Source organism: Sulfitobacter sp. D7 (assembly GCF_003611275.1).
Classification (GTDB): Bacteria; Pseudomonadota; Alphaproteobacteria; order Rhodobacterales; family Rhodobacteraceae; genus Sulfitobacter; species Sulfitobacter profundi.
Map to the genome: position 1 here is coordinate 2,525,466 of NZ_CP020694.1, position 15,863 is coordinate 2,541,328.

A 15,863-nucleotide genomic window follows, 5' to 3' on the forward strand; every position below is an offset into this window, starting at 1 on the left:
TGGAAATCATTATTCAGGATTTTGAAATATGGCTTTGCCCGACATGCACCGCGCCGAACATATCCCCGCTGAAGCCGAGGCTGCCATTGCGGCGCTTTTGCAAAGCGGCGATCTTTTTCGCTACACTGCGGCAAAGGACGCGCCCGTTTCCTTGCTGGAGGTCGAATTTGCACAGATGATGGGCAGCGAATATGCGCTGGCCGTTTCTTCATGCTCTGCCGCGCTGTTTCTGTCCTTGCTCGCCTTGGACCTGTCGAAAGAGGCGTCGGTGCTGATCCCCGGGTTTACTTTCGCCGCCGTGCCCTCTGCGGTGATCCACGCAGGCTGCAAGCCGGTGCTTTGCGAGGTGGGCGAGAATTACCGCGTCGATCTTGAGGATTTCGCCGCCAAATTGCCCGGTGTTCAGGCTGTGATCATCAGCCATATGCGCGGGCACACTTCGGATATGGATGCGATCATGGCGCTTTGCGAAGCCGCCGATGTGCCGGTGATCGAAGACGCCGCCCATTCGCTGGGTACGCTTTGGCAGGGGCGAAAGATTGGCACGATTGGCAAAATCGGCTGTTTCTCTTTTCAGTCCTACAAGATGATCAACGCCGGCGAAGGGGGCATCCTGATCACCGATGATGCCGATTTGGTGGCCCGTGCCATCATCATGTCGGGCGCCTATGAGCATAATTGGAAGAAACACGCAGCCCTGCAAGACAGCTTTGCCACGTGGCAGAACCGACTGCCGCTTTACAATCTGCGCATGTCGAACCTGTCGGCGGCGATCATCCGCCCGCAACTGTCGCATCTGCCGCGCCGGGTGGCGGATGGGCTGCGCAATCATGATCACATGGCCGCGCGGCTGGCGGCCTCACCGTTGATCGATGTGCCAAGCCCCCTGCCCGGAGAGACCCGCGCGCCGGATTCGATCCAGTTCAATCTGGTGGGCCTGCCCGATGCCACGATCCGCGCCTTCGCCGCGGCGGCTGAAGCGACGGGTGTGAAGGTGCAGGTCTTTGGCCAGAGCAGCGATAACGCCCGGGCTTTTTGGAACTGGCAATTCATCGAAGACCTGCCTGACCTGCCGCGTACCCGCGCCATGTTGATGCGGGCCTGTGACGTGCGCCTGCCGGTTCAGTTGACGCTGGATGAGATCGACGCTGTGGCGGATGTGATCTTGGCGGCGCTGGCCGATGTGGTTGATGCGCAGGCTGCATAGGGTGCACCGAAAGGAGGGAGCGCAGGGCTCCCTCACCGGTGGTGGGTCAGTTCAGCTTTGACAGTTTGTCTTGCAATTCGGCCAACTGCTTTTTGATCGCATCCAGATCGTCGCCCTGCTCGGCCTGCTGCTTGGGTGGTTCCGGCGCGGTCGATTTGGCCCAGCCCCCTGTCATCGCTTTCATGAAGGCTTCTTGCTGCGCCTGCATCGCTTCCATGCCGGGCATTTTGGCCATCGGGTTCATCGCGCTCATGTTTTCGACCACTTTGCTCTGCCCATCGCGGAGCATGTCGAAAGAGGCCTGCAAGAACTGCGGCACCACCGAAACATTGCCCGACATATAGCTGCGGACCAGATCGGTCAGCACATCGACCGGCAAGACGGCTTCGCCCCGACTTTCGTGTTCGGCGATGATTTGCAACAGATATTGCCGTGTCAGGTCATCGCCAGACTTCAGGTCGACGATCTGAACCTCACGGCCATCGCGGATGAAACCGGCGATATCCTCCAAGGTGACGTAATCGCTTGTCTCGGTATTGTAGAGCCTGCGGCTGGCATAGCGTTTTATCAGCAAGGGCTTCGGTTTGTCCGCCATGATGTTACTCCCGACCAGTGGTGCTGCATCGCAGCTTAGGACAGGGATCGGCAAATAGAAAGAGCGCATGACAAAAGGGCAGGTCCGATTGGACCTGCCCTTTTTCTAGGCATCATGCCGAGAAGATAAAACCGACGGGCGGTTTACTTCACGGTGGATTTCTTAGCAGCAGCCTGAGCGTTCTCGGCTGTCTTGGTCGCTGCGGCAGTCGCGTCGCTCTGGAACTCTTTGCCAGCCGACATCATCAGCTCAACAGTGTCCATCTGCACCTTTTTCGCGATCTCGGCGAAGGCGGCCATATGCTCGGCCGCGGATTCAGCGGAGGCGGAAGCGAAATCGGTCATCGCTTTGGCGTAGTCTGTAGGCTCGGCTTTGACTTTGGTCATCTCGGTCAGGCGGGACAGAGTTTCTTTGGTCCAGGCGGTGGAGATATCAGCCGATTTTTCAGCCGCGTCAAAAGCAACGCCCGAGAGTTTCTCGTTCAGGGAGGCGGTGTTTTTGAATGCGTCTTGCATGGCGGCGTTATCCACGGGGAAAGCGCCCATAATGTCTTTGAACATCGCGGTCATGTCAGGTGTCTTGGTCATGTCTCAATCCTTTTACTGCTACTGTGGCAAGGGAGCGGGAAGACCCGTCCGTTTCGCGTCTGACCACAATATAGATGCCGCAGTGCAGCATTTCAAGGTTTTTTCTGCATTGCAGCATAAGCTGCTTAGCGCGCTAAGATTACGTAAGGTAATCAGTCATTTGCCTTGCGGGCCACATAGGCGCCCGGCGCGTCGCCGAGAACCTCGCGGCCATCATCGCCGGGAAAGCGCGCGGGAATCATAGCGCCTGCACGTTTGACCAGCCACTTGCCCCACCGCGGCCACCATGACCCCTCGTGATAAGTTGCGGCCTCGCGCCAGGCTGCGTAATCTTGACTAAGATCACCGTTCACATAGTGGCCGTATTTATTGCGGCTGGGCGGGTTCACGATGCCCGCGATATGGCCTGATTGCGCCATGATGAAGGTCTTGTCCTTTGAACCCATCTGCTGCACGCCACGGTAGCAGTCTTTCCACGGCGCGATATGGTCGGTCTCGCAGGCCACAGCGCAGAGCGGCACCTCGATATCGTCGAGGGTCAGCCGCTCGCCCAGCAGTTTATACCCGCCCTCGGCCAATTCATTCCGCTGGCACAGGCCGCGCAGATATTGCATCGCCATTTGCCCCGGCAGATTGGCCCCGTCCCCGTTCCAATAGAGCAGATCAAAGGCCGGTGGGGTCTCTCCCATCATATAGCTGCGCACGGCGGGGCCATAGACCAGATCGTTGGAGCGCAGAAAAGAGAATGTCCGCGCCATGACCACGGAGGGCAGGATGCCCTTGTCCGCCGTCTCGGCCTCGATCCCGTCGATGAAGTCATTGGTGAGGAAGGGCTGGAATTCGCCCTGATCCGAGAAATCGGTGAGCGCGGTGAAGAAGGTCGCGGATTTGATCGACGTGTCGCTGCGTTTTTTCAACAGCGAGAGCGTCAGCGCCAGCGTGGTGCCTGCAATACAATAGCCGACGACATTCACGCGCTTTTCATCCGTGATCGCCTTCACCTCTTCAATCGCTGCGAGGTAGCCTTCTTCGACGTAATCCTCCATGCCGATCTGGGCATAGCTGACATCGGGGTTCACCCATGAGACGACGAACAGCGTGTGCCCCTGATCGACAAGCCATTTGACAAGGCTGTTCTGCGCCTTGAGGTCGAGGATGTAGAACTTGTTGATCCATGGGGGGAAGATCAGCAACGGGGTCTTGTGCACCTCTTCGGTGCTGGGCGTGTATTGGATCAGCTCGAACATGCGGTTGCGAAACACCACCTTGCCGGGCGTGGTGGCGATGTTACGGCCCAACTCAAAGGCGCTGTCATCCGCCAGTTTGACGACCAACTCGCCGTTGTTGGCCTCCAAATCAGCGATCAGGTTTTCCAGCCCCTTCACAAGACTCTCGCCTTCTGTCTCTACCGCGCGCTCCAAAACATCGGGGTTGGTGGCAAGGAAATTGGTCGGCGACATCATCGCGATGATCTGCTGGCTGAAATAGACCAGCCGCTTCTTCTCGGCCGGGTCCATGTCTTGGGCGTCTTCGACCGCTTGGCGCAGCGCTTCGGCGTTGATCAGATACTGCTGTTTGATGAAGTTGAAATAGGGATGGGTTTGCCACAGCGGATTGGCAAAACGTTTGTCGGTGGGCGCCTCCCCCTCGACCGGGGCCAGCCCGCCCTTGGCCAGCGCCTGCTGCGCCTCGACGAAATGGGCGACCGATTTGGTCCAATAGCCCATCTGATGCTCCATCAAACGGGCCGGATTTGTCATCGCCTCGGCCCAGTAAGACTGTGCTGCTTTCGCGAAAAGTTGTTGGTTCGGCCCGTCCAACGCGGGCTGATGGCCCTCGCGCTGCGACATCACGCGGGTCAGGCGCTTACTTAATTCTTCAACCTTTTTCAGGTTTTGCGCCATTCGAGACAGGGCTTGAGGCTCAGTGATCTCGGGATTTTCGGATTCTGTTGTCATCTTAACCCTTACCTCCTATCTTTGCAGGTGCAGCATAAAGGAGCCCCCACATGCGCTATATGGCCACCTACGACATGATGGAGTCCATCCGGAATACCAATCAATGGCTCGGCGCTTCGGCGCTTGCTATGGCATCCTACCCGGCTTTTTCTCTGTTTCCAAACCCTGCGATGGAATGGTTGGCGGCATGGGGCGAAGTGACGGAGCGTAGTTTCGCCCGCATGGTCGTGAAACCCGACTGGGACATTCCCCCAGTGGTCGGCCCCACGGGCCAAGATTGTCTGGTCAGCATCGAGCCGGTGATGGAACGCCCCTTTGGCGATCTGCTGAAATTCTCGGTCCAAGGCCGCAAAGAGACGGGCCGCAAGGTTCTGCTGGTTGCGCCAATGTCCGGTCATTATGCCACGCTCCTTCGGTCCACCGTGATCTCCCTGCTGCCTGATTGCGACGTCTATGTGACAGACTGGCACAATGCGCGTGATATTCCAGTTAGCGCAGGCAAATTCGACATCGAGGATTATACGCTCTACCTCGTTGATTTCATGCACCACCTTGGCCCCGACACCCATGTGATCGCGGTCTGTCAGCCCGCCCCGCTGACCTTGGCGGCCACCGCCTATCTGGCCGAAGAAGCGCCCGAAGCGCAGCCGCGCACACTGACGCTGATCGGCGGGCCGATCGATCCTGATGCCACGCCGACGGATGTGACTGACTTTGGCCATAGCGTGACCATGGGCCAGCTTGAGCAGATGATGATCCAGCGGGTCGGCTTTAAATACGCGGGCGTGGGCCGCAAGGTCTATCCCGGTCTGTTGCAACTGGCGTCGTTCATTTCGATGAACAACGACACCCACCGCGATGCCTTTACCAATCAGATCACCCGCGTAGCGCAAAAAGCGGCGCATGAGCACGACAAGCACAACAAGTTCTACGACGAATACCTCGCCGTGATGGACATGCCGGCAGAGTTCTATCTCTCGACCGTGCAGCGCGTGTTTAAGGAACGTGAGATCGCGCGGAACGTCTTTACCGTGGCGGGCCGTCAGGTCGATATCGGCAAGATTACCACGGTGGCGGTTAAAACGGTTGAGGGCAGCAAGGATGACATCTCTGCTCCCGGCCAATGCATCGCGGCGCTTGATCTGCTGACCGGTCTGCCTGATTCCAAAAAGGCCAGCCATCTTGAAGATGGGGCGGGCCACTACGGGATTTTTGCAGGCAAAAGCTGGCGCAACAATATTCGGCCCTTGGTGCTGGACTTTATCGATGCCAACAATGGCCAGCCCGAGCCGAAAACGCCCGAGCCTCAGAAATCCGAGTCTCAGAAACCCGTGTCTCAGAAATCTGCGCCCAAGAAGACCGACAAACCGGCAGCGGCCTGAGCCGCCGCCCTATTGCAGCACCAGAGGTTGATGCAGCCAGTCGCGCAGCGCGGCGGTTGTGGCCTCTGGTGCCTCTAGGCTGGGCCAATGGCCTGCATCCTCCAGCACCGTCAGCTTGGCGTAGGGGATCATCTCGGCCATGAAGGCGTGGCGTTTGACGGGGCAGAGCATGTCATGCTCCCCACAAAGCACCAGTGCCGGCACCTTGCATTTGCGCAGCACCGCTTGCTGGTCCCGCCGCCGTTGCAGGGCACGGGACTGGCGCACAAAGGTATCGCCGCCCAGTGTCTCGGCCATTTCCATCGCGCGGGTCAGCACCTCGCCCCGTCCCTTGCCGGGGGCGAGAAAGCCCGAGGCCATCCGCGCCTGCATCGCCTCCCCCAGCTTGCCGGATTGCGCCATGATGATCTGCGGCTCCCGGTCCGCGGCGATGGCGGGCAGTTCGGCCAGCACCTGCGTCGCCAGCAAGGCAATGCGGCTGATCCGGTCGGGGGCGCGACGCAAAAGCTCCAGCGCCACCACACCGCCCATGCCCTGCCCCACCAACGCGAAACGCGGTGGCAGTTGATCCAAAAGGCCCGAGGCGATCTCTTCGATCCGTTCCCCTTGGGTGATCGGAGCCAGCACCACCGTGCTGCGCGGGGAAAGTGCTCGGACCTGTGGCGTAAAGACACGGGCATCGCACATCATGCCGGGCAGCAGAACAAGCGGCTCAGCCATTGCGCAGGATCCGCTGCGGTATGCGGTTGAAATGACGTGGTTTCATGCCGTCCCCCTTGGGTTTGGCGGTCTCTTAGCATGGGTGGTTTGGGGTGGCATCGGGGGCGCGACCTTATCGGCGGTTCCATGCCCGCGCCTTGGGTCAGCCCTCTTTGCCGGAAACCTCGTTGATCGCCGCGACGATCATCGCCAGACAGCGCGCATCTGAGAAGCGGTGATCGGCGTCTTTGACCAGCGTCAGTTGCATATCAGGGCTCTGCGCGTGCTCCAGTAGCCGCTCCGCCGTGGCCGTGCTGACGGCCGTATCGGCTGTGCCCTGCAGCAAGCGCACGGAGAACGGCAAGTCGAGCGCCTCCCGCAGCACCAGCCGCTTGCGCCCATCCTCGATCATGCGGCGGGTGATGACATAGGGCTCCATATAGTCCGACGGCAGTTCGACCTGCCCGACCTCTGCCAGCGTCTGTTTCTGCGCCTCGGTGAAATTCGCCCAATAACCGTCTTCGGTAAAATCAGGTGCGGCGGCGATGCCGACCAGCCCGGCAATGCGCTCTGGCAGGTGCCGGGCCAAAAGCAGCGCCTGCCAGCCGCCCATAGACGACCCTACGACGATCAGCGGTCCCTCGGTCAGTGCTGCGACTGCGGCCAGCGTATCTTCGTGCCAATCGCCGATGCAGCCTTCGGTGAAGCTGCCCGAGGATTCCCCGTGACCGGAGTAGTCGAACCGCAGAAACGCCCGCCCCTCGGCCCGCGCCCAGTCTTCGAGATAGACCGCCTTGGTCCCCATCATGTCGGACTTCAGCCCGCCGAGGAAAACCACGCAGGGCCCCGCCCCTTCGGTCTTGTGATAGGCGATGCGCCGCCCCTCTGGGGAGTCGATGAATTTGCTGTCTGACATGCTGCCTCCGTCTTTGGCCCAATCATGGGCATCGCCGCGGATGAGGGCAAGTCAGTCCTCGGAAAGATGCTCAACCTCGGGCAACCAATGGGCCAGAACCGCGGCGGCGACCGCCATCACGGCAAAGAGCATCAGCGTCGCCTGCGCCCCGATCAGCGCAGCACTACCGCCCAGCACCCCGGCCAGCAGCAAAAGCAACCCGATCACCGTATTGCTCACGGCGGCATAGGCGGCGCGGTGGTCTTTCGGGGCCATGTCGACCAGATAGGTCGAGCGCCCCTGCCGTACGCCGTGATAGGCGATCATCAGGATAAACAGCACGCCGGGCATCGCCCAGACCGCCTGCGCCATGCCAAGGAACCACAGCCCCACCGCCAACGCCATCGCCAGTGCGCCGACGATGCCTGTCAGCATCAGCACCCGGCGGCTCGACATATCTGACAGCCGCCCCCAGACATAGGAACTGACCAAGGACGCCAATGCCGAGGCCAGCACCAAGGCGCCCAACTGCCCCAACTGCCCGCCCTCCGACGATCCGGCCAGCACCACCAGATAGGGCGGCGCAAGGGCGGTCGATACCAACAGGCCGCGCACCAGAATGAACAGCCACAGGTCGCGATTGCCGCGCAGCAGTTTGAAATCCACGCCATCGGCCTTTTCGGTCTCGCTCGGCGTTTCTTTGATCGTTGAGAAGAGCAGCGCCGCCGCGACCCAAAGCCCCGCCGCCAGCGCAATCGCCACCACGACGACACCGCGGCTTTGAAACAGGCCCGACATCAAGAGCCCGGCAAAGATCACCACCCCGACCGAGGACACGGACCCCGCCAAACCGGTCACCGATCCACGCCGGGTTTTGCCCACGGTCTTGCCCAGAATTTCCTTGAACGACACCGAACAGGCGGCGCGGCAAACGGCCAACAGCGCGAGGGCCGCGCAGATGGCATAGCCCGCCGTGGCCCCCTCAAGGCTCAGCGCGGCGAGGGCGATCAGCGCCGCCGCCATGCCCTGCCCGACCGAGCCCCACACCCAAGCCCATTTGCGCCGCGCCATGCGCTGCACCACGCCCGCCAGCGCGATCTGCGGCAAAAGCGATCCGGCCTCGCGGATCGGCACTAAGGCCCCCGCAAAGACCGCAGGCGCGCCGAGGGCACTCAGCAGCCACGCCAACACCAGCTTGGGATCAATCAGCCCATCGGCCACTTTGGTCATCGACAACGACAGGATATGGCGCAGCCCATTGCGTGCCTCGGCCCGCTGCGCCTTGTCGTCCAACCCCGGTGCCGGGTCATCCGCCCCCGAAATCGTCTCGAAAGCGCGCTGCGCCGTGTCGTCTTGCATGTGACCCATCCTCGTTGTTGCCCGCCTGACATAGCGCGCCGCCGCAGGGCCGCAACTTGCCTGCCCAAGGTCCCGCTCGCATTGACAAAACGCCCCCGTCCCGCCACATAGGCGCAACACATAACCCGCAACCGGGCGTCTCGTAGGCGCCAAACCGACGAGGAGCGCCCAAGATGGCCCAAATCTCCCTCACCCTTCCCGATGGCAATAGCCGCCAATATGACGCCGGTATCACCGCTGGCGAAGTGGCTGCCGACATCTCAAAATCCTTGGGCAAAAAGGCCATCAGCGCCACCGTCAATGGCGCGCATTTCGATCTGGCTTGGCCGATTGAAGCAGATGCCGACATCGCGATCCACACCATGGCCGACGAAGCGCAGGCAAATGAACTGGTCCGCCACGACCTCGCGCACATCATGGCCCGCGCCGTGCAGGAAATCTGGCCCGACACCAAGGTCACCATCGGCCCGGTGATCAAAGACGGCTGGTACTACGACTTTGACCGCAAAGAGCCCTTCACTCCAGAAGACCTCGGCGCAATCGAAAAGAAGATGAAAGAGATCATTAACAAACGCGATCCCGTCCGGACCGAGGTTTGGGACCGCGCCCGCGCGATCAAACATTACGAGGACTTGAACGAGCCCTATAAAGTCGAGCTGATCAACGCGATCCCCGGCGATGAGCCTTTGCGGATGTATTGGCACGGCGATTGGCAAGACCTCTGCCGTGGCCCGCACCTGCAACACACCGGCCAAGTGCCGGGCGATGCCTTCAAGCTGATGTCCATCGCCGGTGCCTATTGGCGCGGCGACAGTGACCGCGCGATGCTGCAACGCATCTACGGCGTGGCCTTCACCGGCAAGGAAAAGCTGCGCGCGCATCTCAACATGCTCGAAGAAGCCGCCAAGCGCGACCACCGCAAGCTTGGCAAAGAGATGGGCCTGTTCCACATGCAGGAAGAGGCACCGGGCCAAGTCTTCTGGCACCCCAACGGCTGGCGCATCTACACCACCTTGCAGGACTACATGCGCCGCATGCAGGACCGCGACGGCTATGTTGAGGTGAACACCCCGCAGGTCGTCGACCGCAAACTGTGGGAGAAATCCGGCCACTGGGACAAATACCAAGAGAACATGTTCATCGTTGAGGTCGACGAGGAACATGCCCGCGAAAAGGCGGTGAACGCGCTCAAGCCGATGAACTGCCCCTGCCACGTGCAGGTCTTCAACCAAGGCTTGAAATCCTATCGCGACCTGCCGCTCAGGATGGCCGAGTTCGGATCTTGCGCGCGCTATGAGCCTTCGGGGGCGCTGCATGGCATCATGCGGGTGCGCGGCTTTACCCAAGACGATGGGCATATCTTCTGCGCCGAGGATCAGATCACCTCGGAAACCGCCAAGTTCATCGCCTTTCTGTCGAAGGTCTATGCCGACCTCGGGTTTGAGAACTGGACCATCAAGCTCTCCACCCGCCCCGAAAAGCGGATTGGTTCCGATGAGACATGGGACAACATGGAGCAGGCGCTTGGCGATGCCTGCAAGGCTGCCGGCTATGACTTTGAGGTGCTGGAGGGCGAAGGCGCATTCTACGGGCCGAAGCTGGAGTTCACTCTGACCGACGCCATCGGGCGCAACTGGCAATGCGGCACCCTACAGGTCGATGCCAACCTGCCCGAGCGGCTGGAGGCCAGCTACATCGGGCAGGACGGCAACAAGCACCGCCCTGTGATGCTGCACCGCGCCACCTTGGGCAGCTTCGAGCGTTTCATCGGCATTCTGATCGAAGAGCACGCTGGCAAGCTGCCCTTCTGGCTGGCCCCGCGTCAGGTGGTCGTGGCCTCCATCACATCTGAAGCGGATGACTATGTGGCCGAGGTCGTCGAGACCCTGAAAGCCGCTGGTGTGCGTGCGGAAGCCGACATGCGTAATGAGAAGATCAACTACAAAGTCCGTGAGCATTCGGTCGGCAAAGTGCCGGTGATCCTCGCCGTCGGGGCGCGTGAGGTTGAAGAGCGTACCGTTTCCGTGCGCCGTCTGGGGCAAAAGCAGACTTCGGTGCAGCCGCTGGATGCACTCACCGCCGAACTGGCGCAGGACGCGACCCCGCCTGACCTGCGCTAACGGCTTGTAACAAATCTGCGCTCCGGCGGTCTTGCGGGCAGCTTGCCCCCTGCCCGCCGGAGCGTTTTTGTAACAATCATTCCCTTCCTGCGCGGGAAGGTTACAATTTTCGCTAGTTTTCCGCGTGATTTCTGACGGGACCGTGACGCACTCCCTCGTGACTGGCTTGTGAGGAAGCAGGCTGCTCTAGTAAACCTGTTCAAACCATCAGGAAGGAAACGACAATGTCCACCACACTCAAAACCGCCGCCATCGCAGGGGCCGTCGCCGCCGCGCTGAGCAGCCACGCCACCACCGCTACCGCCGCTTCGCAAGAGAAATGCTTTGGCGTTTCGCTGGCCGGTGAGAACGACTGCGCAGCGGGCCCCGGCACCACCTGCGCGGGCACCTCTGTGACCGATTACCAAGGCAACGCATGGACCCTCGTTGACGAAGGCACCTGCGCCGAGATCGACCTGCCCGAGATGGCAGACGGGACCGAGCGGACCGGCTCTTTGGAAGCGCTCGACCGCGACCTGCCCGCTTAATCTATAGCGTTCCGGGCGGCATCCCCGCCCGGAACCCCGCCCCGCAACATGCCGGAGGCCGTTATGCGCGACGATACCCCCCCTGTCACAACACTGCCCAATGCCCCCGGCGTCGGATTTAAATCTCGACATTTCGATGGCTTGATGGCCGATCCTGGCCCGGTCCGCTGGATCGAGGTGCATGCCGAAAACTACATGGGCGACGGTGGCCGCCCCCATGCGCAACTACGCGCCTTGCAAGACCGTTTCGCCCTGTCGGTCCATGGTGTCGGCCTGTCGATCGGTGGCGAAGGGCCGCTGGACGCGGCCCATCTGGCACGGCTCAAAACCCTCTGTGACCGAACGCAGCCCGCGTCCTTCTCCGAACATTTGGCGTGGTCGACCCATGGGATGGAGTATCTCAACGATCTCCTTCCGCTGCCCTACACCGAGGAAACGCTGACCCGTGTGGCGTCACATATCAACCAAGTCCAAGATGTCTTGGGTCGGCAAATGCTGCTGGAAAACCCCTCCAGCTACCTTGCATTCGCGGAATCCGACTTGTCTGAAACGGACTTTTTGGCAGAGATTATAGCGCGCACCTCTTGCGGTCTCTTGCTGGATGTCAACAATGTCTTCATTTCGGCCACCAATCTCGGGCTGTCGCCACAGGGTTACATCGACGCCTTCCCGACAGACCATGTGGGCGAGGTTCATGTGGGCGGCCATGATGACGACACCGACGATCACGGCGCGCCGCTTTTGATCGACAGCCATGGCAAACCGGTCGTCGATCCTGTTTGGGACCTGTTAAGCTACACGCTGGCCCAAACCGGGCCAAAGCCGGTGCTGGTCGAGTGGGACAATGACGTGCCCGACTGGTCCGTCCTACGGGCCGAAGCCACCCGCGCCGCTGAGGTGCTGGTGTGACCGACCAACACAGCTTTCGCGCGGCCCTGCTTGATCCGTCACGGTCTGCACCCGATGGGCTGCGCGATGGCCGGGGGCAACCGGCGGGCGCGCGCTATGGCGTCTATCGCAACAACGTCACGCATTCCCTGATCGCCGCGCTCGAAGTGGCCTTTCCCCTTGTGCGCAAGCTGATCGGCGCCCGCAACTTTGCCGAACTGGCCCCCCTCTACGTCCGGGCGCATCCGCCGACATCTCCGATGATGATGCATTACGGCACGGATTTCCCCGCCTTTATCGCGGCTTTCGCCCCTTTGGCCAAGATTGGCTACCTCGCCGATGCGGCACGGCTCGACATCGCGCTGCGTGCCTCTTACCACGCAGCTGACGCGGCTCCGCTTGATCCGAAGGTCTTCGAAACGCTTGGCCCCGATGCATTGATGGGGGCAAGGTTCACCATCGCGCCCGCAACCCGCCTCTTGCGGTCAGACTGGCCGCTTTTCGACATCTGGCGCTATAGTTTCACCGAGGATGCGCCCAAGCCCCGCAGCGCAGCGCAGGATGTGATAGTCACCCGCCCCGCCTTTGATCCCGCGCCGGATCTGCTGCCGCCCGGTGCGGCGCTATGGCTATCCCACCTTGCCGACGGCTTGCCCTTCGGGGCGGCCCATGACGCCACGGCGGGCGCCCAGCCCGCGTTTGACCTCGCCGCCGCCTTGACCCTCGCCCTGAGCCACGGTGTCTTCAGCGCAATTTCCTTGGAGGGCAGTAAATGACCCAGCTTCTCACCCTATACCGCAACGCCGCCGACCGTCTGGAGCGGGCCGACTGGCTGCTTCCGACCCTCGCCCGGTTCCTCTTTGCCGCAGTGTTGCTGGTCTATTTCCTGAATGCCGGGCTGACCAAACTCGGGCCCGGCCCCTTGGGCATCTTTACCCCATCCACCGGAGCCTATGCGCAAATCTTCCCCCGCGTGTTTGAGGCCGTGGGCTATGACAGTGACGCGCTTGGGGTGTTCCATTGGCTCGTCGTCGTCGCCGGAACGGTGGCGGAATTTATCTTGCCGCTGCTCATCGTTATTGGCCTGCTGACCCGACTGGCGGCACTGGCGATGGTGGGCTTTGTCGTGGTGCAATCCCTCACCGATCTTTACGGCCATGGCAGCGCGCTTGGCGCGTGGTTCGACCGCTTTCCCGATGCCCATATCCTTGACCAGCGGGCGCTCTGGGTGTTCTTGCTTTTGGTACTCGTCATCAAAGGTGCCGGCCCATTGTCACTGGACCGGCTAATTGCAGGCCGAAGTTAAAGCATCGCATGAACGTCGGCTTCTATCTCTTTGTTCCAGCCGAGAAATAGCTTGTCACCCACCGCGATCAGAGGGCGTTTCATTAGCGCTGGATGAGCTTCTATCAGGGCGAGCGGGGCCTGCTTGCGCGTCTCTTCATCCAGCCCCCGCCAGGTGGTGGAGCGGGTGTTGAGCAAGGCCGCACCAAATTGCTCATGGGCCTGCGTCAAAACCGCCCTTGGCACGCCCGCCTCCCGAACATCGACCAACTGCGCCTCTGGCAGCGCCTTTTTCGCCTTGCGACAGCTGTCACAGTTTTTCAGCCCATAAATTAGCACATCCGTCTCCCTCAGCCACGCGATCGCGCCCCCAATTGCAGGTTTCGCACCTGATCGCTTGATTTTTTCCAAGTCCGCGCGATCTTTCTATTATGGCGGGTCGCAATTCAATCGCTTTCGCCATTCTGCTCGACGCAGAGACGCAAAGACAAAGGAGGCGCGGAGATTATGCCAACTGGCACCGTGAAATGGTTTAACACCACCAAAGGCTACGGGTTCATCGCCCCCGAGAGCGGCGGTAACGATGTATTTGTTCATATTTCAGCGGTCGAACGCTCTGGCCTGACCGGCTTGGCGGATGATCAAAAGGTCAGCTACGAGCTGACCGAAGGCCGCGACGGTCGGCAGATGGCCACCGATCTCGCCCTGCTCTAGCCACGACATCGCAAAAGAACACCCGGCGTCCCGCGCCGGGCGTTGCTTGAGAGCTCACTGATACGAACAGCCCTTTGCCCCGGCGGGGCAAGGCACGCGGGCTGAACGGCGCAGTGTCACTGCGCGGTGCGGGTGGCGATGGCGGTGGACAACCGGATGCGCTTTGACCTCTGCATAGGTCATGGGCTGGTTCGGTGTCCCGCAGCCAATCGCGCCGCCAAGCGTCACCGGCTGCAATCCAGCCGGGCAATAATTCGCGCTGCTAGGATAGGCATAGAGCTTTGGCTCGGCCGAGACCTGACCGGCCAAGCCCGCAGAAAGCAGCCCTATCGCCGCTGCAATAGCTGTCGTTAGACGCATGATAATCCTCGCAATTATATACAATATGAACGAAGATTGCCGGGGCGCTTTCATCAAGTCCAGTCTTTTATGGCAGTGCGCCTTTAACTCAACCGCGCCGGAAGCGTCGCATAGCCGTGAAAACGGATGCGCCCGCCGCCCTGACGCGCCGCGCTGATTTCATAGTCCGGGTAACGGTTCAGAAAGCGTTGGAGGGCGATTTTCCCCTCCATCCGTGCCAAGGTCAGCCCTACGCAGACATGCGGACCGCCGGCAAAGGCCAGATGCCGATTGGGTTTGCGCCCGATATCGAATTTCGTCGGATCCTCAAAGACTTCCGGGTCGCGGTTGGCCGCTCCGATGCAAAGATGCAGGTTGGTCCCTGCGGCAATCTCCACCCCGCCGATCGTGACGGGGGCCGTGGTCTCGCGGTTGCCGAACTGGTTGGGCGAGCGGAAGCGCAGCACCTCTTCGATACAGGGGCCGATCAACGCGGGTTCCGCCAGCAATCGCGCCTTTTGATCCGGGTGGTCATGGAGCAGCGCGAGGGCACTGCCGATCAGGTTGGTGGTCGTCTCATGGCCAGCGTTGAGAATAAAAATGCAGTTTTGAATCAACTCGATCTCGGTCAACTGGCCGCCGTCATCTCCGGCAATGAGCCGCGTCAGCACGTCGGTTTCAGGATCCCCCGGATCAGCCCGGCGCCGGGCGATGAGGTCTTGCAGATAGGCTTTGAACGCGCGCACCGCAGTATGGCCCGCCTCCAACTCCGCTTCGCTCAAGGTAGGCTCCAGCGCGCCGAGAATTGCCAGCGACCAGTCCCGAAGGGGGCCGCGTTCTTCCATCGGCACGTCCAGCAGGTTGCCGATGATCTGCACCGGAATGCAACTGGCATAGTCCTCAATCAGGTCCGGCGTGGGGCCCAGCCCTTCCAGCAGACGGTCAACCGTGTCGATCAGCCCCGGCTCCATCCGTGCCAGCGCCTTGGGCGTCAGGGCCGATGTCATGATCCGCCGCACGCGGGTGTGCAACGGTGGGTCATTGAACACGAGGCTTGTGGTGTGATGCTCAAACAGAGGGCTGCCAGGGCCGAATTTCGGCGCGAAGGCCAGCTTTTTGTCCGAGATATAAAGCGTGGTGTCGCGGTAAATCGCGTTCAGGTCCGCGTGGCGGCAGATCAGCACAGAGCCATCGGGCTGGCGCAGCACCGGGGTCTCGCGCAGCAGGCGGTCGTAATGGGGGAATGGGTTTTCGACAAACCCCTCAGGCGGTGCGGACAGATCAAACATAGGCCGCAGTGATGCGCGGC

17 protein-coding genes are annotated in these 15,863 nt (G+C 61.1%); 8 read left to right on the forward strand and 9 right to left on the reverse strand.

Translation table 11 applies throughout. The features are described from left to right. Positions 1-28: 28 nt before the first annotated feature. A complete protein-coding gene (locus B5M07_RS12185) occupies positions 29-1,207 on the forward strand; it encodes a DegT/DnrJ/EryC1/StrS family aminotransferase (protein WP_120351509.1) in 1,179 nt (392 codons plus the stop codon). Between the two features lie 46 nt (positions 1,208-1,253). On the opposite strand, the gene phaR is transcribed toward B5M07_RS12185, so the two are convergent. The 3 genes from phaR to B5M07_RS12200 form a co-directional block, all read right to left on the reverse strand. After that, on the reverse strand, positions 1,254-1,802 hold the full coding sequence (gene phaR / locus B5M07_RS12190; protein ID WP_067622929.1) for a polyhydroxyalkanoate synthesis repressor PhaR: 549 nt from the start codon (positions 1,800-1,802) through the stop codon (positions 1,254-1,256). 143 nt (positions 1,803-1,945) lie between these two features. Beyond that, positions 1,946-2,389: a phasin family protein gene (locus tag B5M07_RS12195; RefSeq protein WP_067622858.1), complete on the reverse strand. Its 444-nt coding sequence runs from the start codon at positions 2,387-2,389 to the stop codon at positions 1,946-1,948. A 152-nt stretch (positions 2,390-2,541) separates the two neighbouring features. Then, the gene (locus B5M07_RS12200; protein WP_120351510.1) at positions 2,542-4,347 is read right to left on the reverse strand and encodes a PHA/PHB synthase family protein; all 1,806 of its coding nucleotides are present in this window, start codon (positions 4,345-4,347) and stop codon (positions 2,542-2,544) included. A 50-nt stretch (positions 4,348-4,397) separates the two neighbouring features. Here B5M07_RS12200 and phaZ point away from each other — a divergent pair, with 50 nt between their 5' ends. Further along, on the forward strand, positions 4,398-5,729 hold the full coding sequence (gene phaZ, locus B5M07_RS12205) for a polyhydroxyalkanoate depolymerase (RefSeq protein WP_120351511.1): 1,332 nt from the start codon (positions 4,398-4,400) through the stop codon (positions 5,727-5,729). 9 nt (positions 5,730-5,738) lie between these two features. On the opposite strand, the gene B5M07_RS12210 is transcribed toward phaZ, so the two are convergent. The 3 genes from B5M07_RS12210 to B5M07_RS12220 form a co-directional block, all read right to left on the reverse strand. Further along, positions 5,739-6,449, reverse strand: a complete 711-nt coding sequence (locus tag B5M07_RS12210; RefSeq protein ID WP_067622867.1) for an alpha/beta fold hydrolase — start codon at positions 6,447-6,449, stop codon at positions 5,739-5,741. 142 nt (positions 6,450-6,591) lie between these two features. Beyond that, complete coding sequence (locus B5M07_RS12215) at positions 6,592-7,344, reverse strand: alpha/beta hydrolase (protein WP_120351512.1); 753 nt, start codon at positions 7,342-7,344, stop codon at positions 6,592-6,594. A 51-nt stretch (positions 7,345-7,395) separates the two neighbouring features. After that, positions 7,396-8,682, reverse strand: a complete 1,287-nt coding sequence (locus B5M07_RS12220) for an MFS transporter (RefSeq protein ID WP_120351513.1) — start codon at positions 8,680-8,682, stop codon at positions 7,396-7,398. Between the two features lie 173 nt (positions 8,683-8,855). Here B5M07_RS12220 and thrS point away from each other — a divergent pair, with 173 nt between their 5' ends. The 5 genes from thrS (at position 8,856) to B5M07_RS12245 (ending at position 13,523) form a co-directional block, all read left to right on the forward strand. Continuing rightward, the gene (thrS, locus tag B5M07_RS12225; protein WP_120351514.1) at positions 8,856-10,802 is read left to right on the forward strand and encodes a threonine--tRNA ligase; all 1,947 of its coding nucleotides are present in this window, start codon (positions 8,856-8,858) and stop codon (positions 10,800-10,802) included. A 224-nt stretch (positions 10,803-11,026) separates the two neighbouring features. Then, the gene (locus B5M07_RS12230; protein ID WP_067622878.1) at positions 11,027-11,329 is read left to right on the forward strand and encodes a BufA1 family periplasmic bufferin-type metallophore; all 303 of its coding nucleotides are present in this window, start codon (positions 11,027-11,029) and stop codon (positions 11,327-11,329) included. A gap of 63 nt (positions 11,330-11,392) precedes the next feature. Then, positions 11,393-12,238 (forward strand): MNIO family bufferin maturase, encoded by an 846-nt coding sequence (gene bufB, locus B5M07_RS12235; protein ID WP_120351515.1) that lies wholly within the window; start codon positions 11,393-11,395, stop codon positions 12,236-12,238. Further along, positions 12,235-12,993, forward strand: coding sequence for an HvfC/BufC N-terminal domain-containing protein (locus tag B5M07_RS12240; protein WP_120351516.1), 759 nt, complete (start codon positions 12,235-12,237; stop codon positions 12,991-12,993). Before bufB ends, B5M07_RS12240 begins: the two co-directional genes overlap by 4 nt. Next, positions 12,990-13,523 carry a DoxX family protein gene (locus B5M07_RS12245; RefSeq protein ID WP_120351517.1) on the forward strand — a complete coding sequence of 178 codons (534 nt, stop codon included), beginning with the start codon at positions 12,990-12,992 and terminating at the stop codon, positions 13,521-13,523. Before B5M07_RS12240 ends, B5M07_RS12245 begins: the two co-directional genes overlap by 4 nt. Here the strand turns inward: B5M07_RS12245 and B5M07_RS12250 are convergent. After that, positions 13,520-13,840, reverse strand: a complete 321-nt coding sequence (locus B5M07_RS12250) for an ArsC/Spx/MgsR family protein (protein ID WP_120352252.1) — start codon at positions 13,838-13,840, stop codon at positions 13,520-13,522. The two genes, B5M07_RS12245 and B5M07_RS12250, sit on opposite strands and share 4 nt — an antisense overlap. A 168-nt stretch (positions 13,841-14,008) precedes the next feature. Here B5M07_RS12250 and B5M07_RS12255 point away from each other — a divergent pair, with 168 nt between their 5' ends. Then, positions 14,009-14,215, forward strand: coding sequence for a cold-shock protein (locus B5M07_RS12255; protein WP_067262111.1), 207 nt, complete (start codon positions 14,009-14,011; stop codon positions 14,213-14,215). A gap of 54 nt (positions 14,216-14,269) precedes the next feature. Here B5M07_RS12255 and B5M07_RS12260 read toward each other — a convergent pair whose 3' ends face one another. Both B5M07_RS12260 and B5M07_RS12265 read right to left on the reverse strand, forming a co-directional pair. Continuing rightward, positions 14,270-14,575, reverse strand: coding sequence for a hypothetical protein (locus B5M07_RS12260; RefSeq protein WP_162931862.1), 306 nt, complete (start codon positions 14,573-14,575; stop codon positions 14,270-14,272). A gap of 83 nt (positions 14,576-14,658) precedes the next feature. Further along, entirely contained in the window at positions 14,659-15,843 is a 1,185-nt protein-coding gene (locus tag B5M07_RS12265) for a cytochrome P450 (protein WP_120351518.1), read from the reverse strand. Positions 15,844-15,863: the final 20 nt, after the last annotated feature.